This is a genomic window from Spirochaeta isovalerica, from assembly GCF_014207565.1.
GTDB classification, from domain to species: Bacteria; Spirochaetota; Spirochaetia; order DSM-2461; family DSM-2461; genus Spirochaeta_F; species Spirochaeta_F isovalerica.
The window spans coordinates 841,980-862,946 of sequence record NZ_JACHGJ010000002.1; the positions used below are offsets into that span (position 1 = coordinate 841,980).

Consider the following 20,967-nt stretch of genomic DNA (forward strand, 5'->3'; position numbering starts at 1 on the left):
GAAAAATATCTTTCCGAGCTATCAGATTCCCAGAAACCCCGTGAGCGAATGAAGAATATTGTGCACGTATTCGCCGTTCAGCCTGTAGAATTTCGCACTGACCTGTCTCCGTTCCATCAGAATGCCCGAATCTGACAGGGTTTTCAGGTGGCGGGACACGGCGGATTGGCTGAAACCCATATCCCTTATGATATCCTGTGAGCAGGCTTCATTTTTCGAGGCTATGTATTTGAGAATATTGAGTCTGTTGGGGTCAGCTATAGCCCCCAGTTTTCTCGCCAGTTCATCAATATTATTCAACTGAGCGTTCAGTCGTCTCTTCTCATAATTTTCGGGGTTGAAGAATATGTATAAAACACCCTGAGAGAGCATTTTGGAGTATATTTCACCAACATCTTTATTGGGGATGAATATGAGCCTGTATCCTTTTTCCAGGGCAAAAGCTATCTTCTCTTCATGGATTTCCGATCCGGTCATATTGTATATGGCTTTCAGAGGAGACATGTTTTTAAGATAGGATAATTCTGTTTTACCGATGAAATCCGTAAGGTCGTCTTTGACTTCCTCCCACCGCTGTTGGAATGTTCTGTTCCATAAGCCGGAAAGAAAACTGATGATGACTTTCCGCATCTTATCCGGATGCTTAAGATATTCGAATGCTTGCCTTTCGATTTCCTGATCAATATGGTCGGGATCGAAGCTTTCCTGAAGAAAACTTATAAATCCGTCGGGGGAAACGAGTACTTTTCTGCTGATTTCTTCAGAAGTCTGTTCCTTCAGAGATCCTGTTTTCCAGTCGTGTCTCTGTTTGTAGAAGGTCAGGATATTATCACGGAGCTCAAGAGGATCGCATCCTTTCAGGTAATCCAGATATGCGGGAAAACTGCTGAATGTGTGCTGGGGAATGACGGCATGATAGAGGCCTTCAAAAACCAGTCTGGCTGTTTCGGACTCCTCATCCGTCAGATTCAGATGATTCTGACAGTGGGGACAGTGTTTTTTATTGGAAAGGACGATCATGCTGTTTAGTGTGTTCAAAACCGGGTTCAGCTCCAGTCCCGGTCCCGCTTGTACTGAAATGATATTATCTGAAGGCAATGATTAACTCCCTGGTTTCCCTATAGTATTCCCTTCCTCTTTTTTTGTCATTACCGTACGGATGATTTCGGGTATGTGACTACCCGCGAAGGCGGGTAAGCTAAAGATAGCATTCCTGTTCCGGAATGTCAAAAGTTTGTTGTTAAATGAAAAACCCCGGCGGGTGCCGGGGCGAATCTTTAGAAAATGTTGTTGTACTGCCAGCCGATTCCGAATCTCGGATATTTGTAATCGCTGCCGATCACATAGGTGATATCCGTGTAGAATCCGCCGAGAGATCCTTTGACTCCGACGCTGAATCCGCTGAAATCCATTATGGACGCGGAGAGGTAATACCCGACATGTGGTTCTACAAATGTTTTTCCTCCGCCTATGCGGAATACAGCGTTCATCGGAATATCGATCCAGTTTGTCGTGGTTCCATAGTAATCCCAGGAAAAATAGGTAAAACCGAGTTCCAGGCCTGTGCTGAATGTTTCATTGATTCTGTATCGTCCGGTAACTGTGGCGCCGCCTCTGAGAAGAAAAAGGAAAGAGTAAGGTTCTGAAGCGATATATCCAGTGGAAACAACACCGCCGAAGTCCAGACCGATAGGGCTTCCCGAATTCTGGGCGGCTAAATTCATTGCCGGAATACTGAGCATGACCAGCATCATCGCAATAAAAAACTTTCTTTTCATATTAACTCCTAAGTATATATTTAACTTTTGGAATTATAGAACAGAAGATTTAAAAGATCAAATTAAACAGTATAATTTGAAATTAAATATCCAGCCCCATGTTAAGCCTGTCCATATCGCTCAGGTCATCGAGGGTCCTGGGTTCTGTCCAGACGAGATTGAGAGAAAATTTATCAATAAGGGGATCGCGCCGCAAGGTGCTTTCCACCATATTGAATAATACGGGGCCGTAGGGGCAGTCGGGCGTTGTCAAAGTCATATCCACCGTGACATTCGCTCCTGCGATAATGACCTCTACGATCAGCCCCAGGTCGACGATACTCATTCCCAGATCGGGATCCATTATGGGCCTGAGAATATCCAGAATATATTGTCTGTCAAATTTATTTTCCATATTTTACTCCGTAGTGGCCGGCTCTTCTTCCTCTTTCAGGGCGGATTTCAGTGTGTGCCATGCAAGGGACGCGCACTTTATCCGCATAGGGAATTGCGCCACACCCGACAGGGCTTCCAGTTTGCCCAGAGCTTTGTCTTCCGATTCCTCATCGGGGTGATAACCGGTCAGCATAACATGGACCTTGTCGAAAACCTTCAGCGCCTCTTCAATGGTCTTTCCCTTCAGGTTTTCGGTCATCATCGATGCCGATGCCTGTGACACGGCACAGCCCGACCCCTGGAAATTGATTTCCTGAATGATTTTCCCGTCCACTTTCACGAAAACTTCCAGATGATCGCCGCACAGGGGATTATCACCTTCAGCGCAATGGGTGGGATTCTCCATGGAGCAGCAGTTCCGGGGATTCCTGTAATGGTCCAGTATCATTTCCTGATACAATTCCTGATCTTTCATAATTTGAATTTCTCCCTGATTTCCGGTAATGCGTCGGCCAGTTTGTCAATGTCCTCTTTCCCGTTGTAGAGCCCCAGAGACATTCTTGTCGCCGCCGGCACCTTATAGAAGTTCATCAGAGGCTGGGCGCAATGATGTCCCGCCCGGACAGCGATGTTCTTTCTGGCCAGTTCATGAGCGATATCGTGGGGATGGGCGTCTCCCAGAGTAAAAGTAATAGCTCCCGATCTCCTGTCCGGCGACCCGATAATTTCCAATCCCTCAATCCTTCCCAGCTTTTCCAGGGCGTATGACATGACTTCGTCCTCGGCGGCTTCCACTTCGTCCATACCTATTCGCTCCAGGTAGCGAACGGCTTCGGCCAGTCCGATTGTTCCGGCGATATTGGGGGTTCCCGCTTCAAATTTATGGGGGATTTCATTCCAGGTCGTTTTTTCAAAGGTAACCCGCAGTATCATATCACCACCGCTCTGATAGGGGCGCATCTTCTCCAGATGTTTCTTTTTTCCGTAAAGGATGCCGATGCCCGTAGGTCCGTACATCTTGTGGCCTGAGAAGGCGTAGAAGTCCGCATCAAGATCGTTCACATCCACTTTAGTCCGGCCTACGGCCTGGGCTCCATCGATCAGCACGGGTATTCCCTTCTCGTGCGCTTCGGCAATAATCTCCTTCACAGGATTAACCGTTCCCAGAACATTGGATATGTGGGTCAGAGCCAGTAACCTGGTCCTGCCGGTCAGCAATGCGCTCAAGGCAGGACGGTCCAGATTGCCATTCCTGTCTATGGGTATCACCTTCAGTACAGCTCCGGTTCTCTCGCAGAGCAACTGCCAGGGGACGATATTGGCATGATGTTCCATATGGGATATGAGAATTTCATCTCCCGGTTGCATAAGCGGTTCGGCAAAAGAAAAAGCCGTCATGTTAATGGATTCCGTCGTTCCCCTGGTAAAGATTATTTCATCTCTCACGGCGCCTATGAAACGGGCAACCCTCTCTCGGGCCTCTTCATAGAGTACTGTTGCTTTCGCGCTGAGCTCGTATACGCCTCTGTGAACGTTGGCGTTTTCATTCCGGTAGTAGCGGTCGATTCTTTCTATAACCTGTAGAGGTTTCTGAGATGTCGCTCCGCTGTCCAGATAAACGCCTTCCCAAAGCAGGGGGAAATCCTCTCTATTCATAAAGCCCTTCCATGAGCCCGGATATCTTCTCTTTTATATGGGGTCCGATTCCCCCCATGTCCAGGCCGTCGGCCAGACGGGAAGCAAAGGCTTCAAGAAGGATTCTCCGGGCCTGGTCTTCCGTAAAGCCTCTGGTCTGCAGATAAAAGAGCTGTTTTTTATCCAGACTTCCGACTGTGGCGCCATGTGAGCATTTCACATCATCGGCCCAGATTTCCAGCTGCGGTTCCATATTGATTTCCGCCGTATCATCGAGGAGTATGGTTTTGAACTGCTGAACCGCGTCGCTTTTCTGGGCATCCCGGGCGATCAGAGCGTATCCTCTGAAAGTTCCCATTCCCTTATCAAGCGCTATGGCTCTCGATTCGGTCCGGCTGGTACATAGCGGAGCGTCGTGATAAACGGTCACATCGCTATTGTGATTGCGCTCTCCCTTTCCCAGGTAGAGGCTGTCTACTTGTGTTTCGCAGTTTTCCTCTTTCAACGCTATATGGTATTCATTGCGGCTGAGTTTCCCTCCGTTTATAAGATTCCGCCCGTGGTACCGGCTTCCGGTCATCTGTCTGATAAACAGATGGTTGAATACATGGGCTTCATCCCTTTCCTCCTGGAGAACCAGATGGTCCAGCCTGCTGTTTTTGTTCATGATGATTTCCGTTACGGAGTTGTGGAAAACAGCCGGTTTACCGGAACTGGAAAAACTTTGAATCAGTTCCAGTTCCGCCCCTTCTTCCAGGATAATAACGAGCCGAGGGTTGGTTCTGATCTGATTTTTATCGCCTTCAATATGCTGAGGCAGATAAAGGGGTTTACCGCTTATCCCTTTTTTTACAGTAATGACTGAATAATCCGAAATAAGCGAGCTGTTGAGATCATAAAAGAAAGCCCCTCTCTCATCACCGGCCTTACCGATCTGATCCCTGTTTTCGACAAAGGAAAAACGGCTGGCTAAAGCCTGTTTTTCCTTTTCCGGCAGATTCAGGCTTCCGTTGAGAATTTCAATTTTATCCGTCAGGTTTTCCCATTGCGAAACTGTCCGGGGAGACGGTTCCCCTGTTTTAAGCGGTGCTTCTGCAAAATCGGCTTCTGTTATGGCAGAAATGTCGAATTTCCGCCATCGCTCCGTCTTCGTATCGGGTAATCCCGAGCGTTCGAGCCGGTCGGCTCTTGTCTTTTTATAGTCTAATACATCAACCGGCATATTCTTCCTCTTTCACCCAGTTGTAACCTTTCGACTCCAATTCCAGAGCCAGTTTGCTGTCTCCCGAAAGAACGATTTTTCCGTCGATCAGAACGTGAACGAAATCGGGGGGGATAAAATCGAGAAGCCTCTGATAGTGGGTGACCAGTATGACGCCGTTTTCAGAATTCCTGAATTTCTCCACCCCGCCGGCAACGGTTTTCAGAGCATCGATATCCAGTCCCGAATCGGTTTCGTCCAGAATGGCCAGACGGGGGTTGAGGACCAGAAGCTGGAGGATCTCGTTCCTCTTCTTCTCTCCGCCGGAAAAGCCCGAATTGACGGCCCGTCTTGTCAGCTCATGACTCATTCCCACTTCATCCATTTTCTGAAGCAGATATTCATTGAACTCGTAGGCGTCCAGCGGCGCTTCGCCATTGGATTCCCTGATGGCATTCAATGCATTTTTCAGGAAGTAGATATTGGTGACACCGGGGATCTCCACGGGATATTGAAACCCGAGAAACAGTCCGGCTCTGGCCCTTTCATGGGCTTCCATCTCCTGAATATCCTGACCGCGGTATAGTATCTCCCCGGAAAGAACTTCGTAAGCGGGATTGCCTGCTATCACCTGCGACAGCGTGCTTTTCCCCGAACCGTTAGGACCCATTATCGCGTGGACTTCTCCGGGATTCACCTTGAGGGAAATCCCTTTTAATATTTCTTTTCCCTCAACCGAGGCGTGTAAATCTTTAATTTCTAACATGGTTTCTCCTTTATTCATCCCTTTCACCCGACAGATCCTTCGAGGCTGACACCGAGAAGTTTCCGCGCTTCAACGGCAAACTCCATGGGCAGTTCATTGAGAACTTCCTTGCAGAATCCGTTGACGATCATGGTCACCGCATCTTCCGGTTCTATTCCCCGCTGCTGCAGATAGAAGAGCTGGTCGTCGCTTATTTTCGATGTCGTCGCTTCGTGTTCGATCGTAGCTGTGCTTCCCTTGGCATCGATATAGGGAAAAGTATGGGCTCCGCACCGATCTCCTATCAGAAGCGAGTCGCACTGGGAAAAGTTGCGGGCATTGGTCGCAGCCGGACCGGTTCTCACCAGTCCCCTGTAGGAATTGCGGGCTTTTCCCGCAGAGACGCCTTTGGAAATTATGGTGCTGTTTGTATTTTTACCCAGATGGATCATCTTCGTGCCCGTGTCGGCCTGCTGATAATTATTGGTAACGGCGATGGAATAGAATTCTCCTGTGGAGTTGTCGCCTTTGAGGATACAGCTCGGATATTTCCAGGTCAGAGCCGAACCGGTTTCCACCTGCGTCCAGGATATCTTGGAATTGTCTCCGTGGCATTTTCCCCTCTTTGTAACGAAATTGAAAATTCCCCCTTTACCGTTTTTGTCTCCGGGGTACCAATTCTGAACTGTGGAATATTTGATTTTCGCGTCCTTGTGAGCGAAAAGTTCCACAACCGCGGCGTGCAGCTGGTTTTCATCTCTCTGCGGAGCTGTACATCCTTCCAGGTAGCTGACTTCAGCGCCTTCCTCCGCTATGATCAGGGTCCTTTCAAACTGACCTGTCCCTTTTGCATTGATTCTGAAATAGGTGGAGAGCTCTATGGGGCATTTCACTCCCCTGGGGATATAGCAGAAGGAACCGTCGGTAAAGACAGCGGAATTAAGTGTGGCGAAGAAATTGTCCCGCCAGGGGACAACCGACCCGAGATACTCCTTTATCAGGTCCGGATGGGTCTGAACCGCTTCGGAGAAACTGCAGAAAATTATTCCCATTTCCCCGAGCATTTCCTTATAGGTAGTTGCGACCGAGACGCTGTCGAAAACGGCGTCTACCGCCACTCCCGAAAGGGCTTTCTGCTCTTCCAGAGGGATGCCGAGTTTTTTATAGGTTTCCAGGATTTCCGGGTCCACTTCGTCGAGGCTGTTCAGTTTCTTTTTCTTCGGTTGGGCGAAATAGATGATATCGTTAAAATCTATGGCGGGAACATTCATGGAAGACCAGTTGGGCTGGTCCATGGTCAGCCAGTGTCTGTAGGCTTTCAACCGGAAGTCGAGGAGAAACTCCGGTTCGTTTTTCTTTTTTGAAATGAGGCGTATTATATCTTCATTCAGACCTTTGGGAGCCATTTCCTGCTCTATGTCGGTATGAAATCCCCATTTGTATTCACTGTCGGTGAATTCCTCTATTTTATTTTTTTTATCTGTCATTTTTGCTAACCTTAATGGTAATCGTTATCATTACATTGATAATATAACAAAAAAAACAGAGATAAGTAAATAAATCTAATTTAATTAATTAAAGCTATTAAGAAACCGTCGCACTGTGAAAATCATGCATGATATGAGCATTGAGAATCGATTCAATAAGATTCTCCTCCCTGTTTTCCATAGCGGATATGAGGACGTTATGCTGCTTTATATAATCTTTCAGAGAATCCGGGCCGAGCTGTTGATTGAGACGGAGAAGCTGGATCCTGGCATCGAGTTTCTCGAAGATTTCATAGAGGACCTTATTTCCGCAGTTACGGGCTATACTCAGATGAAAGAGACTGTCCATTTCAAATGCCCCGGCTTTATCTCCCTGTTCATTGAACTCAAGGCATTTCCGGGATATCTCTTTGAGAGCTTTGTAGTTTTCAGGATCGGCATGGCGGCTGAAAAGTTTGGCGGAAAGAATTTCCAGATTGATTCTCACCTCGGCAATTTCTTTCGCTTCATTTTCGGAGATAACTACGACTTCGGCATAGCTTCTCGGTTTTATATAAATCAGCCCGTAGTCGCTCAGTTTTTTCAGAGCTTCACGCAGCGGAGTGCGGCTGACGCCGAAAAGTTTACTGAGTGAGGCTTCAGGCACTCTTTCTCCGCCTTTGAGTTCGCCGGAAAGTATCATTCTCTTGATGTGGTCGTGAACCTGATCGGACAGGCTTTTTCTGGTTATTAATTCTTCCATAATCTTATTGTATACAAAAAACTATTCGTGATAAAGTTTAAAATAGAGATAGTCCGTCGGTACAACGGACTATCTTCCGGAGTTCAGAAGTCAGAGCAAGAGATTAGTTCCCTGTGTACATGTCTTCAAATTTCTGCATGTACGCTCTGGCTTCGTCTCCACCTTTGAAATTGGAAACGAGGAGGAACTTGCTGATATAGTCGTTCTTCCATGAATCAGACTGTGAAACTTTTCTGAAAACTTCTGTCCAGAATTCAACGGCAGCAGCGGGCATATCGGCGGGACCGACAATTCCTCTGTAGATTTCAAATTCGATATCGTATCCAAGTTCCTTGAAAGTGGGAGCGTCGAAAGGATCGGCAAATCTGCTTCCGCCGGCTGCAACAACAGGAAGGAGTTCTCCGCTTTTAACCAGGTCGAAAGAAGCTGCGGGTTTGGCAATAGCCATATCGACATGTCCGCCAAGAAGCTGAGTGAGAGCTTCGCCGGTCGAGTCGGATCTGAGGTATTCCATGTCTCCGCCCACTTCTTTTTTCATAGCATTATAGATAGCTTCGTCATCGGATTTGGAACCGCCCATAATCATTCTCTTTCCGTTTTTCAGAGCGTTGATTATATCGTTGATAGTTTTGTATTCGGAGTTTTTGTTCACTAGAATAATCTGACCGTCGAGTGCCATAACGGCTAGAGGAGTCAGTCCGTCCAGGTCACCGCCTTCCATCTGTACCATAGGCTGAAGGTCGCCGGAGTTGAAAGTGAGAAGAGTGTGAGCTTCATTTTTCATTGTGCTGACCATTCTTCTTCCAACGGCTCCGCCACCATCTGTTTTGTAGTTGATGACGATATTCTGATCTACGAGCCCTTCGTTTTTAATGATTTCAGTAATTGTCTGGGTAAAGATGGATGAACCACCGCCGGCACTGGATGTCACGACCCATTCTACAACTTTCTGGGGGGTCCAGGGACCTGAGGCTTCGGGTGAATCCTGTTTCCCTTCAGCGAAGGCGAAACCGGAAACCAATGCTGTCATAAGTAAAGCAGTTAAAATCTTTTTCATTTAAAATCTCCTTGATTTGTTTATATATTCATCCGGCACGAATGCCGGAATCATATCACTTAGTTTGTCCGGCTGTTTTAGCCGAATCTGATGTTTTATCCGATCTTCTGATCCTGCGGATCAGAGCTTTGAACAAAGGGGTCATAATAGTGAGGATAAGAAAGATCATTAATCCCGCTGCTATGGGCTTCTGGAAAAAGATCAGAGGGCTTCCGTCAGAAATAAGGAAGGATCTTCTGAAATCCCTCTCCAGAGTGGGAGCCAGTACAAAAGCCAGCAGAAGAGGGGCAATGGGGTAGTTGTTCTTGCTCAGATGAAACCCGACGAAACCGGCTCCCAGCATAAGGAGCACTCCGTAAAGCGAGTTGCTCGCGCTGTAAGCTCCCATAATGCACACGGTTGTGATAATGGGTACCATGATTCTCGTGGGAACTTTGAGTATTTTTATCAGAAAGGGAATGATGGACAGAGCTACCACAAGAGTAATCACGTTGGCTACATAGAGAGAGGCGATCAGCCCCCAGGTGAATTCCGGTTCGTTCTGAAAAAGGAGTGGTCCGGGACTCAGTCCATACATAAGCAAACCACCCAGTAGAACGGCTCCTGTTCCCGACCCGGGAATTCCAAGAGAAAGGAGAGGGGCAAAGGCTCCGGCTGCTGCAGCGTTGTTTGCCGCTTCGCACGATGCCACACCTTCGACGATTCCCGTACCCATTTTATCCTTGTTTTTTCCTATCTTCTTCTCCAGCATATATCCCAGGAAAGATCCGGTAGTTGCGCCTGCACCGGGAAGAATCCCGATAATAGTTCCCAGGAATGATGACCGGAGAGCGGGGGGAAGAAGTCTTTTAATCTCTTCTTTAGATAGTATGCTATCCTTTATGGTCAGTTTCTGATCAACCGAATCATTTTTGTCACGGGGTTCCATCATCTGCAGAACCTGAGAGAATCCGAACATTCCGATTACGAGAGGAATGAATGAAATTCCACCGAGCAGGTGGAGGGAACCGAAATTGAATCGGGGCGTTCCCACGACTATATCAAAACCAACTGTTGCCAGGACGATTCCGATCATGGTGGAAACCAGCCCCTTGGTGGGGTTGTCTCCTACGAGCCAGCTTAAGGAAGTCATCGCCACCATCAGCAGCGCAGCCATCTCGACAGGACCGAACTTCAGGCCGAGCCGTGCGAGGGCCGGACCGGAAATCGTCAGGATGATGATCCCGATCGTTCCGCCTATGAATGAAGACAGGTTCGCGGTAAAAAGGGCTTTACCGGGTTTCCCTTTCAATGCCATCGGGTGGCCGTCCAGAGCCGTCATGACAGCGGGGCTGTCGCCTGGTATATTTATAAGGATGGAACTGAATGATCCTCCGTACATATTGGCGTAGTAGATGGCCGACAGCATGATGATTCCCGTAACGGGGTTGAATTTAAAAGTCAGGGGAAGCAGCAGTGCTACTCCGGCGAGCGAGCCGATTCCCGGCATGGCTCCGACAATGATTCCCAGAAGGGCTCCGATGGAGGCAGCCAGGAAGTTCTGTATGGTCAGGGCTGTTTGAAATCCCTGCATCAGTAATATAAAAGTTTCCATTTTCTATCCTAGTATAAGATCGAATACAAATCCTGCAGGGAAAGGAACCTGCAGCCACATAACGAAAATACCGTAACAGGCGGCTGTGGTGATTACCGAGACGGAAAGCGACAGCTTCCAGTTGTATTTCTCATACAGTTTCAGCCAGCCCAGTATATAGAGCAGAAGCGCCGGGAAAAAACCGATAACCATGGCTGCGATAATAGTCACAACCGCTGCCAGAAAAGGGTGGTAGCTGGCCTTGAAATATTCAGGAGCTTCCAGTTTCGCTCCATCAATAAAAGCAATGATGCTGATTCCCGCCAGAATGACACCGACTATGGCGGGAAAGAACCCGCTAGCCGGGCCGTTATTGCCCCACCAACCGTAGTTTTTCAGTCCGTAAAGGACCCAGATTATTCCCACGGCAAACGTGAAGACCGGGATGGCAGCCCTTGTATTTATTTTTATTGTCTTCATAATTCTCCTCTGAATACTATTGAACAGGAATCCTGATTACCTTTGATTGGCTTGGTAAATTGTATACCATATTCAATATACTGCTGATTGTAAGATTGAATTTTTCACCTGTCAACAAAAAAATAGTATACAATTCTTATGAATATTCTGATATATATTGGTTTTTTTATCTTCAGGTTGTCGATTTTAGATGCTTTTTATTGGTTATTTTACTTTAAAAAAATAATAATTATATATAATGTAAAGATATAGAGTAGTTATGCGAAGTGTTTTCTTTCTCTGAAGTTTAGTTTTCCCCTTTCTGTTTTCCCATGAAATATTTGATTGAATACAGTAGAATTTCTCAATCAGATAAGAAATCAATCTGCAAAATGCTCGATAAACGTATAAAAAAGATTGACTAAAAACTTAAATGGTATACAATATACAACGATTGGTTTGGTATATTCTGATTATCCAATAAAAAATTCAGGAGTGTCTGAAAGATGGATAAAACAATTGCATTTATGATTGGGGATCCCGCCGGTATCGGTCCGGAGATAACAGTCAAATGCCTCAGAGATTATAAAATTGATGAAAATGTCAGAATTCTCCTGGTCGGAGATAAAAAGAGTTTTGACAGAGCCCTGTCTATCACCGGTTCGGAGCTGAATGTTGAAGTTGTCGATGAAGACCGTATCGACGGAGCTGCCGGACGGTATCTCTTTCTCGATGTGCCTGCCGGCACTGAGGAAATCCCCTTCGGATCAGTTTCTCCCGTTGCAGGAGCTTGTGTTTATGAATCCCTTAAAAAAATCATGAAGCTCATTGATGAGAAAAAAGTCGGCGGTTTCGTCTTCGCTCCCTTTAATAAAGAGGCGATGAAGCTGGGAGGATGCCCTTATTCCAGTGAGCTTGAAATGTTCAAAGATCATTTCCATAGACAGGATGTAAATGGAGAGATCAATTATCTGGCACCGATATGGACCAACAGGGTGACAAGCCATATAGCGGTTAAAGATATAGCTTCTTATATTGTTAAAGACCGTGTTATGGCCTCCATCCTTTTTCTCGATGAGGAGATGAAGCGGTTCGGTTTGAAAAATCCCCGGATCGCCGTAGCAGCCCTCAATCCTCATGGAGGAGAGAAAGGCCTTTTCGGAACGGAAGAGATAGAGCATATCGCTCCTGCTGTGGAGCAGGCGGCATCCCGTGGTGTCGATGTTTCCGGGCCATTTCCCGCTGATACGATCTTTCTTCGCGTGAGAAAGGGGGAGTTTGACGGCGTTCTGTCCATGTATCACGATCAGGGGCAGGTCGCGACTAAACTATTGGGTTTTGATTCAGGCGTGACTATACACGGTGGCATGCCTGTCGCAATTGCCACCTGTGCTCACGGTACGGCTTTTGATATTGCCGGAACAGGTAAAGCCAGTGCCAACGCGTTGACCGAAGCTTTGAAAGTTGTTCTCACTTCTCTGGAAAAGGAGGATTGATATGGCTATCAAATTAGGTCTGGCCGTGGCTCCGGAAAACGCCCTGATGTCGGCTTTCGTCGTCTTTCGGGATAAGCTGGAGGTGAATCTGGAGAAAGCGGCAAGGCTGGGTTACGATGGAGTGGAGCTGGCTCTCCTTCACCGGGACCAGGTTGATCTCCCGTCTATAAAAAGACATTTAAAAGATACTGGTCTTGAAATTCCCATGGTGTCCACCGGACAGATTTTCGCTGATACGGGTGTCAATTTTACTCATCCCGACAGAAGCAGACGGGAGAAGGCCGTGTCGGATTTTCTGGGTTTGATGGAAGTGGCCTCCGAGCTTGGAAGCATGATCAATATCGGCCGCCTCAGAGGGATGCTGAAAGATGGGGAACCTTCGGAAGAGAATTTTCGCCAGTCCATGGACCGCGTTCTGCGGAGAGCCGGGGAACTCGGAGTCATTGTCGCCCTCGAGCCGGTCAACCGCTATGAGATCAACTTTCTCAATACTGTTGATCAATGCGCCGAAATGATCCGGAGCATCGGGCATGATAATCTCGTCATGATGCCCGACATCTTTCATATGAATATCGAAGATCCCTCTATCGAAGGGGCTTTCTGGAAACATTCCGATCTTGTCGGCTATGTCCATTTGGCTGATACGAACCGATGGGCCCCCGGACGGGGTCATATGGATTTTCAGAGTATTTTCAGTGCATTGAAGGGGATCGGCTATGAAGGATATGCCTCTGTTGAAATACTCCCTTATCCCGAACCGGATCAGGCCGCTTACGAAGCTGTTTCCACGCTGAGGAAATATCTATGAAATTTACGATTGAACATCTGGGCATCATGGCGGAGAATCCCCGGTCCCTGGCTGACTGGTATATCACGGTTCTGGGGTTCCGCGAGCTCTATGAACCGGAAGGGAAGGGAATGCCTGTTTTCGTCAGAGATGAAAAGGGAGTGACTCTTGAGTTTTTTCAAAAGCCTGATTTCTACGAATACCCGGGAGACGAGGCGAGGAAGAATCAGCATTTGAGTCTCTCCGTCTCTGATTTCGATCAAGCCGTTACCGCTCTCGAGGGGGCGGGAGTCATTTTTAATGATGACCCTTTTACAATTTTTATGGGAGGGCGCGTCCGGTTTTTTCAGGATCCCGAAGGGAACTGGATACATCTTATATACCGGCCCGAAATGCCCTGGTAAAGGAAAAGAGAATGCAAACACTTAAACTAAGCAATAAAGAGCTTCAGGCTCAGGCGCAGCGTTTCAGAATCGATGTTCTGAAAACGCTTCACGATAAGGGGACGGGACACTGGGGAGGGTCGGCCTCCATTGCCGATCTTCTCACCTATCTCTATTACAGGAGAATGAATATCCGGGTCGATGAGCCGCAGTGGGAAGATCGGGACAGGCTGATTCTCAGCAAGGGACACGCTTCCCCCATGCTTTATGCCGTCCTGGAGGGGCGGGGATTCCTTGAGAAAGGGACGCTTTCTTCTTTCCGGGATCTGAACAGTTCTCTCCAGGGGCATCCCTGTATGAATAAAACCCCCGGAGTGGAGATGTCTACAGGTGCACTCGGTCACGGCCTGTCGGTCGGTCTGGGCATGAGCCTGATTTCCCGGATGAAAGGAAACTCTTTCTACACTTATGTCATTGTCGGCGAAGGATGCCTTAACGAAGGACAATCCTGGGAAGCCATTATGGCCGCAGGAAAGTTCGCACCGGAGAAACTGGTTCTTCTTATAGATTACAACAAAGTTCAGCTCGACGGTACGGCCAATGAGATTATGCCCCTTGATCCCCTGGCCGATAAGTTCCGGGCATTTAACTGGAATGTTTCCGATCGCACGTTCGACGGTCATGATATGGAGAGCATTGAGGAATCATTCCGCTGGCTCGATGAACAGACCGACGGCCCTTCGGTAATCATTTACGATACGGTCAAAGGGAAAGGGGTTTCCTTTATGGAGAACTCCAATGCCTGGCACGGAGCCCCCGTCGGGGATGATCACTTTGAAAAGGCTCTGCCCGAACTGACGGAACAGCTTGCCAAATGGGAGGATGACTGATGGAAAAAGCAATGAGAGACGCCTTCGGAGAGGCTCTCGTTTCCATAGGAAAAGAAAATGACAGACTCGTAGTGCTCGATGCCGATGTTTCATCCAGTACGAGAAGCGGGAAATTCGGACAGGCTTTCCCTGAGCGGTTTTTCAACACCGGTGTCGCAGAGGCGAATATGGCCGATATGGCTGCCGGTATGGCGACCTGCGGATACCGGCCGGTTATCAGCGCTTTCGCCATTTTTCTGGCATTGAAATCGACGGACCAGATCCGGAATGTCATCTGCTACAACAATCTGCCGGTGATAATTGCCGGAGGATACGCAGGTCTTTCCGATTCTTTCGACGGAGCCAGCCATCAGTCGATTACCGACCTGGCCATAATGCGCTCTTTTCCCAATTTGACGGTTCTGGTGCTTTCAGAAGCCGATGATGTCGAACCGGTCCTTCGTCAGGCTCTGGAAATTGATGGTCCCGTGTATATCAGAATGTGCCGGAACTCCAGTCCTGTTCTCAATAAAAAAGAGCCGCTGACAATCGGAAAGGCTCAGGTTCTGAGAAGCGGTTCCCATATAACCATCGGAGCCTGCGGGATCACTGTGCCTATGGCCCTCGCAGCCGCTGAAGAACTGGAAGGCGAAGGCGTCGAGGCTGAAGTTCTCGATCTGGGAAGCATAAAACCTCTCGACAGAGAGACTCTGCTGGAGTCGGTATCAAAAACCGGCTGCTTCCTTTCGGTGGAAGAGCACTCTGTTCTGGGCGGACTGGGAAGCGCCGTGGCGGAAGTGCTGGTGAAAAGCCGTCCTGTCCCTATGGATTTCGTAGGGGTGGATGATTGTTTTACCGAATCGGGACCTTATGACCCGCTTATGGAAAAGTATGGTATTGACAGCAAAAGTATCAGCCGCAAAGCTCTCGGGCTGACGGCAAGGAAATAAGGAGATTGAAAATGAGTATACAGAAAAAAGCTTCGGAACTGCTTAAAGCCTTTAAAGGAGATTCCTACCATTTCGGTCTGGATGTTCTGAAAGATATCGGATCCATCGCTTCGTCCTATGGAAAGAAAGCTCTGGTAATATCCAATACGACATATATGAAAGCAGTCTGCGACCAGGTTGTGGAATCCCTGAAAAGCGCCGGAATGGAATTGGCCGGAGACAGGATCGTACCCGATGCGGCGCCCAATGCTCCCAGGGAGGATGTATACAGAATCGAGAGTTACATTCTTCACTTCAGACCCGATGTGGTTATTTCCATCGGAGGGGGAAGCTCAATCGATGCGGCCAAAGCGGCTATAGCCCTTGCCACACAGGGGGAAAACAGCCCCGAAATCGAATCCTATTTCGGAACCGGTCTGGTTTCGGAATCCATTAAGAAAACGGGGAAAGTCATGCTGCCCCATATCGCGGTTCAGACATCGGCCAGTTCCGGAGCCCATCTGACCAAGTACTCCAATGTGACAGATCCCGTGGCGGGCCAGAAGAAACTGATCGTCGATGAAGGCATCATTCCCACGAATCCTCTTTTTGACTATTCCGTGACGACGACCATGCCTCTCGGGCTGACGGTTGACGGCGCTCTCGACGGTATCGCCCACTGCCTCGAAGTATTTTACGGGGCAACGGAAGAGACCTATGACAAACTGGCCGATATTATGGAGACGGCTCTTCGCCTGATCGTAGAGTACACTCCTGTCGTTGTAAAGAATCCGGCCGACAAGGTTGCGAGGGAAGCAATCGGACTTGCGACGGACCTGGGTGGATATGCCATCATGATCGGAGGGACCAACGGAGCTCACCTTACCAGTTTCTCTCTGGTCGATGTTACTTCTCACGGCAGGGCCTGCGGGATTATGAATCCCTATTACGCTGTGTTCTTCGCTCCCGCTGTTGAAAAGCAGCTTAAGCTTGTAGGCGGCGTTTTAAAGGAATACAAATATATTGAAAACGACATCGACGCTCTCCGGGGACGGGAGCTGGGAATGGCTGTGGCAGAAGGTCTCAGAGAATTCTCCCGGGCTGTCGGTTGTCCTGTTTCGCTGGGAGAGCTGGAAGGCTTTACCGATGGCCATATTGAAAGGGCTCTGACAGCGGCGAAGAATCCTCAGTTGAAGATGAAGCTTCAGAATATGCCCGTTCCTCTGACGGCAGAGCAGGTCGACGAGTATATGAAGCCGATTCTTCTGTCCGCGCAAACAGGGGATCTCTCTCTTATCAAATCCTACGCGGGATAAATCGAAGGTATAATATTATCAGGGGGCTCCCCGGAGCCCCCTTTTCTGATTGAAAGAGAGGAAAACATGATTCATACAAAGGATCTGAAATTACCCGAAGGCACTGACATTCTCACCATGCCCCATCCGGAATCAGCCGTCAATCCGCGGCAGATGGTTGCAGATGCCCTGGAAAACCCCATCGGATCGCCGCAGCTCGAACAAATCATCGCTTCTAAAAGCGGAAGGGCGGAAGAGCTCACGGCCTGTATTGTCATTTCCGACAGTACGAGACCTGTCCCCTATAAAGGCGAGGCGGGCATTCTCTATCCGCTGGTGGAGAAACTGATGAACAGCGGTGTTCCGGCATCGGGCATTCTCGTTCTTGTCGCAACGGGAACTCACCGGGGACAGACCGATTCGGAGTTGAGGGATATGCTTGATCCACGGCTGTTCGAACTTCCTGTCAGAGTGGAAAATCATGATTGCCATAATGAGGAAAATCTCTCCTTTCTGGGCAAGACGGGACGGGGCAGTGATATACTTATCAACAGCGATTATGTAAACAGCGATATAAAAATCCTTACGGGACTTGTGGAGAGTCATTTTATGGCCGGAGCTTCCGGAGGAAGAAAATCCATCTGCCCCGGTCTTATCGGGGAGAAGAGCACCTTCATTTTTCACGGCGCTCCCATGCTGGCCGATGAACGGTCCTGTGCTCTCAACCTTGAGGGAAACCTCTGTCATGACGAAGCGTTGGATATGGCCCGTGTCGCCGGTGCCGATTTTATTGTCAATGTAACGCTGGACGGAAATTTCGATCTGACCGGTGTTTTTGCCGGACATCTGGAAAAAGCCCATGAAGCGGCGGTGGCCCATCTGAAAAGCTATACGGCCATTCACGTCGAAAGGAAATACGATATCGTATTGACCCATGGGGGCTTCGTGGGGATTAATCACTATCAGGCGGCAAAAGCCGGAGTGGAAGCGGCACGGATCGTCAAAGAGGGCGGTTATGTTCTCATGGTCGCCGATAATACCGATACAGATCCAATCGGTTCTCTGGCTTACAGAACCATGCTTCAGCTTTTAAAACTGACAGGCCGGGAAGCCTTTGACAGAACCATTCTGTCTCCCGACTGGACCTTCATTCCCGAACAGTGGCAGGTTCAGATGTGGAACCGCATGTTCAAAGTCATTCCCCAGGACCACTTCTATTATATGAGTCCTCAGTTCTCCGATTCGGAATACAGGATCTGTCCCGGAGAAAAACTGTCAGATCTGAGCGGTCTTCAGAACGGGACTCCCGCTGAGCACCTTTCCGCCGCTGTTGCGAATTTGAAAGAGAAGCTCGGCGATGAAATTTCCATTTGCTGGATGGCCGACGGACCTTACGGAGTGCCTCTCTATGAGTAGCCGCATCGCTCTCATCCACACGACATCACTGGTTCTCGAGCCGGTCAGGCTTGAACTGGAGAAACTCTCCGGAGATTACCGGTTCTTCCATATGCTCGATGAAGCGCTGCTCCGTTGCATGATGTCTGAAGGAAATACTCCCGGCCTGACGGTACCCTGGCTTGAAAGACTGGTCAACCGGTCTATCCGGGGAGGAGCTGACGGCATTATCGTCAGCTGCAGTTCCCTCAGCATGTCGGTCGCCAGAGTTTCCGGACTGGTCGATGTTCCCATCGAATCCATTGATACGGCTCTCTATAAAAAGGTTCTGGAAAACTATAAGAACCCTGTTGTTCTCATGACCAATCCCACGAACAGAGAGCCCGCCGATTACATGCAGAAGCTTATGGGAGCCCCTATGCCCGTTCAACTCTGCTCCGGTGCTTTTGAAGCTCTGAGCCGGGGAGACAGCGCCGGCCATGACGGACAGGTCATGAAGGAAGTGGAAAGGCTGGCTGAAAAACACGATGCCATTCTCTTTTCCCAGATTTCCATGGCAAGGGTCCGTTCGCTGTTGAAGCCGGAGCTGCTCTCCTTTGTCCATTCCAGCCTCGATTATCTGGAGCTCACTGTCCAGGCTCTTGAAGATAAAGCAGGAGCCGCTCGATGAAAGTTGTACTGGCGATCGATTCCTTTAAAGGCAGCCTGCCTTCTACCAGGCTGGCAGATGCTGCTGAAAAGGGCATTCTTGCCGTATATCCCGAGGCGGAAGTGGTAAAAATTCCTGTCGCTGACGGAGGAGAAGGGACTGTCGAAGCCCTGGTTGCCGGTACGGAGGGCTCCTATATCGATCTTGCAGTCCGCGGTCCACTTGATGAACCGGTTATGGCTCGGTACGGAATCAGCGGAGACGGCTCTACGGCGGTTATCGAGATGGCTGAAGCGTCGGGACTGCCTCTGATTCCTCAGGCTAAAAGGAATCCGGAAAAAACATCCACTTACGGGACAGGGCAGCTGATCCTGGATGGAGTGGAGAGAGGGTGCCGGAACTTTGTCATCGGCATAGGCGGCAGCGCCACCAATGACTGCGGAACAGGAATGATGCAGGCTCTGGGGATGACATTTCACGATAGCAGTGGAAAGGTGCTGAAGGGGTGCGGGGAGAATCTTCCAAAAATCGCGGCGATCGGGACAGATCGGCTCGACCCCCGTCTGAAGGAATGCCGGTTCCGGATAGCCTGTGATGTGGATAACCCCTTATACGGAGAGAGGGGAGCCGCTTATGTTTACAGTCCCCAGAAAGGGGCTGACGAAGCGATGGTTTTTAGGCTCGATAGAGGATTGGAACACTTTTCCGGGATTGTTGCGGAGCAGTTCGGATTCGATATGAACCGGCTGCCCGGAGCCGGTGCCGCCGGTGGATTGGGCGGAGCTTTCGCCGCTTTTCTCAATGGTTCTCTTGAACCGGGTATCGGACTGGTTTTAAAGGAAACCGGAATAGGGGAGAAGCTGGAAGGGGCTGATTTCGTTCTGACTGGTGAAGGACGGATCGATTTCCAGTCGGTGATGGGAAAAACTCCTGTCGGCGTGGCAAAAGCAGCGGCGGAAAAAAATGTTCCTGTCATAGCCATTGCCGGATCGGTTGCCGATGATGCCTTATCAGTTCACAATCATGGAATCTCCGCACTTTTTTCCATTATGAATTACCCGATCACTCTGGAGGAGGCTCTCGAAGCTGACCGAACGGCTTTTCTGGTCGAAAGGAATGCCGAAGAGATCTTCCGCCTGATAAAAATCTGTCAGGGGAGGAGCTTATGATTTTTTCCCGATTATCTCTTGGAACCTGGACTTTCGCCGGTGATGCCATCTGGTCCGATAGCCCGGAAAAAGCCGCCATTGATGTCCTGCGTTTCGGTGCGGAGAGAGGAGTCAGGCTTTTTGATACAGCGCCGAACTATGGAAACGGCCGGAGCGAGTCCATTCTCGGAAAAGCCCTGGGAAACAGGGATGATGTGTATATCGCTTCAAAGTGCAAAATTGAAGGATTAAACCGGGAAGAACTGACTCAGATTATCGAAGACAGTCTGAGAAATCTCAGGAGAGAGGCCATCGATCTGATGCAGATCCATTGGCCTTCTTCCCGTTCTGAAGAGACCTCAGCGGCTCTGGATCTCTTTGAAGATCTGAAAAGAGAGGGGAAGATCCGGGAAATCGGTGTCTGTAACTTCGGTGTCGAGGATATGGACGAGAACCGGAAGAGTCCTCTCGCCGGCAATCAGCTGCCTTACAGTCTGTTGTGGAGAGTCATCGAAGAGAATATCGGACCGCATGCCAGAGAGAGAGGGATACCGGTTCTGGCTTATTCTCCCCTTCAGCAGGGGCTTCTGTCCGGCCTGTATGCTGATCCCGGAGAATTTCCCGAAGGGAGAAAACGGACCCGTCATTTCAAAACCCCGATAATGCTGGAAGAAACAGGGAACGCACTAAAGTCGTTTCTCGCCATATCTCAGGAATCGGGGATAGAACCTGTGACGCTGGCTATTTCTTATGTTCTGTCAAAGGATTTCATCGATTCCGTTCTGGCCGGGGCAAGAACGGCGGACCAGCTGAATAAACTTCTGGCGGCTGTTGAATATCATCTCCCCGATGATGTTCAGAAGACTCTCGATAAATCCACGCAGGAACTTTTTAAAGCCTGTGGTGGCAATCCCGATATGTATGGGGAAAGAGTGCGCTATACAAGTCAATGGAGATGATATAA

Annotated in this window: 22 protein-coding genes; 10 read left to right on the forward strand and 12 right to left on the reverse strand. The window is 49.0% G+C overall.

Annotated elements, in window-relative coordinates; genetic code table 11:
• Positions 1–21: 21 nt before the first annotated feature.
• From HNR50_RS08555 to HNR50_RS08610, 12 genes are all read right to left on the reverse strand, one after another.
• Complete coding sequence (locus HNR50_RS08555; RefSeq protein WP_184745868.1) at positions 22–1,098, reverse strand: ArsR/SmtB family transcription factor; 1,077 nt, start codon at positions 1,096–1,098, stop codon at positions 22–24.
• A gap of 179 nt (positions 1,099–1,277) precedes the next feature.
• Complete coding sequence (locus HNR50_RS08560; protein WP_184745870.1) at positions 1,278–1,778, reverse strand: hypothetical protein; 501 nt, start codon at positions 1,776–1,778, stop codon at positions 1,278–1,280.
• 82 nt (positions 1,779–1,860) lie between these two features.
• Positions 1,861–2,172 carry a metal-sulfur cluster assembly factor gene (locus HNR50_RS08565; protein WP_184745872.1) on the reverse strand — a complete coding sequence of 104 codons (312 nt, stop codon included), beginning with the start codon at positions 2,170–2,172 and terminating at the stop codon, positions 1,861–1,863.
• Between the two features lie 3 nt (positions 2,173–2,175).
• Positions 2,176–2,628, reverse strand: a complete 453-nt coding sequence (gene sufU, locus HNR50_RS08570; RefSeq protein ID WP_184745874.1) for a Fe-S cluster assembly sulfur transfer protein SufU — start codon at positions 2,626–2,628, stop codon at positions 2,176–2,178.
• Positions 2,625–3,809 carry an aminotransferase class V-fold PLP-dependent enzyme gene (locus HNR50_RS08575; RefSeq protein ID WP_184745876.1) on the reverse strand — a complete coding sequence of 395 codons (1,185 nt, stop codon included), beginning with the start codon at positions 3,807–3,809 and terminating at the stop codon, positions 2,625–2,627. The genes sufU and HNR50_RS08575 overlap by 4 nt, the downstream gene beginning before the upstream one ends.
• Entirely contained in the window at positions 3,802–5,010 is a 1,209-nt protein-coding gene (gene sufD, locus HNR50_RS08580; RefSeq protein ID WP_184745878.1) for a Fe-S cluster assembly protein SufD, read from the reverse strand. The genes HNR50_RS08575 and sufD overlap by 8 nt, the downstream gene beginning before the upstream one ends.
• Positions 5,000–5,755, reverse strand: coding sequence for a Fe-S cluster assembly ATPase SufC (gene sufC, locus HNR50_RS08585; protein ID WP_184745880.1), 756 nt, complete (start codon positions 5,753–5,755; stop codon positions 5,000–5,002). The genes sufD and sufC overlap by 11 nt, the downstream gene beginning before the upstream one ends.
• A 23-nt stretch (positions 5,756–5,778) precedes the next feature.
• A complete protein-coding gene (sufB, locus tag HNR50_RS08590; RefSeq protein WP_184745882.1) occupies positions 5,779–7,221 on the reverse strand; it encodes a Fe-S cluster assembly protein SufB in 1,443 nt (480 codons plus the stop codon).
• 97 nt (positions 7,222–7,318) lie between these two features.
• A complete protein-coding gene (locus HNR50_RS08595) occupies positions 7,319–7,963 on the reverse strand; it encodes a GntR family transcriptional regulator (RefSeq protein ID WP_184745884.1) in 645 nt (214 codons plus the stop codon).
• Between the two features lie 103 nt (positions 7,964–8,066).
• On the reverse strand, positions 8,067–9,020 hold the full coding sequence (locus tag HNR50_RS08600) for a tripartite tricarboxylate transporter substrate binding protein (RefSeq protein ID WP_184745886.1): 954 nt from the start codon (positions 9,018–9,020) through the stop codon (positions 8,067–8,069).
• A gap of 55 nt (positions 9,021–9,075) precedes the next feature.
• Positions 9,076–10,614, reverse strand: coding sequence for a tripartite tricarboxylate transporter permease (locus HNR50_RS08605; protein ID WP_184745888.1), 1,539 nt, complete (start codon positions 10,612–10,614; stop codon positions 9,076–9,078).
• Positions 10,615–10,617: 3 nt separating this feature from the next.
• Positions 10,618–11,073, reverse strand: coding sequence for a tripartite tricarboxylate transporter TctB family protein (locus HNR50_RS08610; protein WP_184745890.1), 456 nt, complete (start codon positions 11,071–11,073; stop codon positions 10,618–10,620).
• Positions 11,074–11,558: 485 nt separating this feature from the next.
• Here HNR50_RS08610 and HNR50_RS08615 point away from each other — a divergent pair, with 485 nt between their 5' ends.
• The 10 genes from HNR50_RS08615 (at position 11,559) to HNR50_RS08660 (ending at position 20,962) form a co-directional block, all read left to right on the forward strand.
• Positions 11,559–12,548, forward strand: coding sequence for a PdxA family dehydrogenase (locus HNR50_RS08615; protein ID WP_184745892.1), 990 nt, complete (start codon positions 11,559–11,561; stop codon positions 12,546–12,548).
• A 1-nt stretch (position 12,549) separates the two neighbouring features.
• Positions 12,550–13,356, forward strand: a complete 807-nt coding sequence (locus tag HNR50_RS08620) for a sugar phosphate isomerase/epimerase family protein (protein WP_184745894.1) — start codon at positions 12,550–12,552, stop codon at positions 13,354–13,356.
• The gene (locus HNR50_RS08625) at positions 13,353–13,739 is read left to right on the forward strand and encodes a VOC family protein (protein ID WP_184745896.1); all 387 of its coding nucleotides are present in this window, start codon (positions 13,353–13,355) and stop codon (positions 13,737–13,739) included. The genes HNR50_RS08620 and HNR50_RS08625 overlap by 4 nt, the downstream gene beginning before the upstream one ends.
• Positions 13,740–13,750: 11 nt before the next feature.
• Positions 13,751–14,608, forward strand: a complete 858-nt coding sequence (locus tag HNR50_RS08630) for a transketolase (RefSeq protein ID WP_184745898.1) — start codon at positions 13,751–13,753, stop codon at positions 14,606–14,608.
• Positions 14,608–15,537: a transketolase family protein gene (locus HNR50_RS08635; protein ID WP_184745900.1), complete on the forward strand. Its 930-nt coding sequence runs from the start codon at positions 14,608–14,610 to the stop codon at positions 15,535–15,537. The genes HNR50_RS08630 and HNR50_RS08635 overlap by 1 nt, the downstream gene beginning before the upstream one ends.
• Before the next feature lie 11 nt (positions 15,538–15,548).
• Positions 15,549–16,832: an iron-containing alcohol dehydrogenase gene (locus HNR50_RS08640; RefSeq protein ID WP_184745902.1), complete on the forward strand. Its 1,284-nt coding sequence runs from the start codon at positions 15,549–15,551 to the stop codon at positions 16,830–16,832.
• A 66-nt stretch (positions 16,833–16,898) separates the two neighbouring features.
• Entirely contained in the window at positions 16,899–18,227 is a 1,329-nt protein-coding gene (locus HNR50_RS08645) for a lactate racemase domain-containing protein (protein WP_184745904.1), read from the forward strand.
• Positions 18,220–18,876 carry an aspartate/glutamate racemase family protein gene (locus HNR50_RS08650; protein ID WP_184745906.1) on the forward strand — a complete coding sequence of 219 codons (657 nt, stop codon included), beginning with the start codon at positions 18,220–18,222 and terminating at the stop codon, positions 18,874–18,876. The genes HNR50_RS08645 and HNR50_RS08650 overlap by 8 nt, the downstream gene beginning before the upstream one ends.
• Positions 18,873–20,024, forward strand: a complete 1,152-nt coding sequence (locus HNR50_RS08655) for a glycerate kinase (RefSeq protein ID WP_184745908.1) — start codon at positions 18,873–18,875, stop codon at positions 20,022–20,024. The genes HNR50_RS08650 and HNR50_RS08655 overlap by 4 nt, the downstream gene beginning before the upstream one ends.
• On the forward strand, positions 20,021–20,962 hold the full coding sequence (locus HNR50_RS08660) for an aldo/keto reductase (RefSeq protein ID WP_184745910.1): 942 nt from the start codon (positions 20,021–20,023) through the stop codon (positions 20,960–20,962). The genes HNR50_RS08655 and HNR50_RS08660 overlap by 4 nt, the downstream gene beginning before the upstream one ends.
• Positions 20,963–20,967 lie beyond the last annotated feature (5 nt).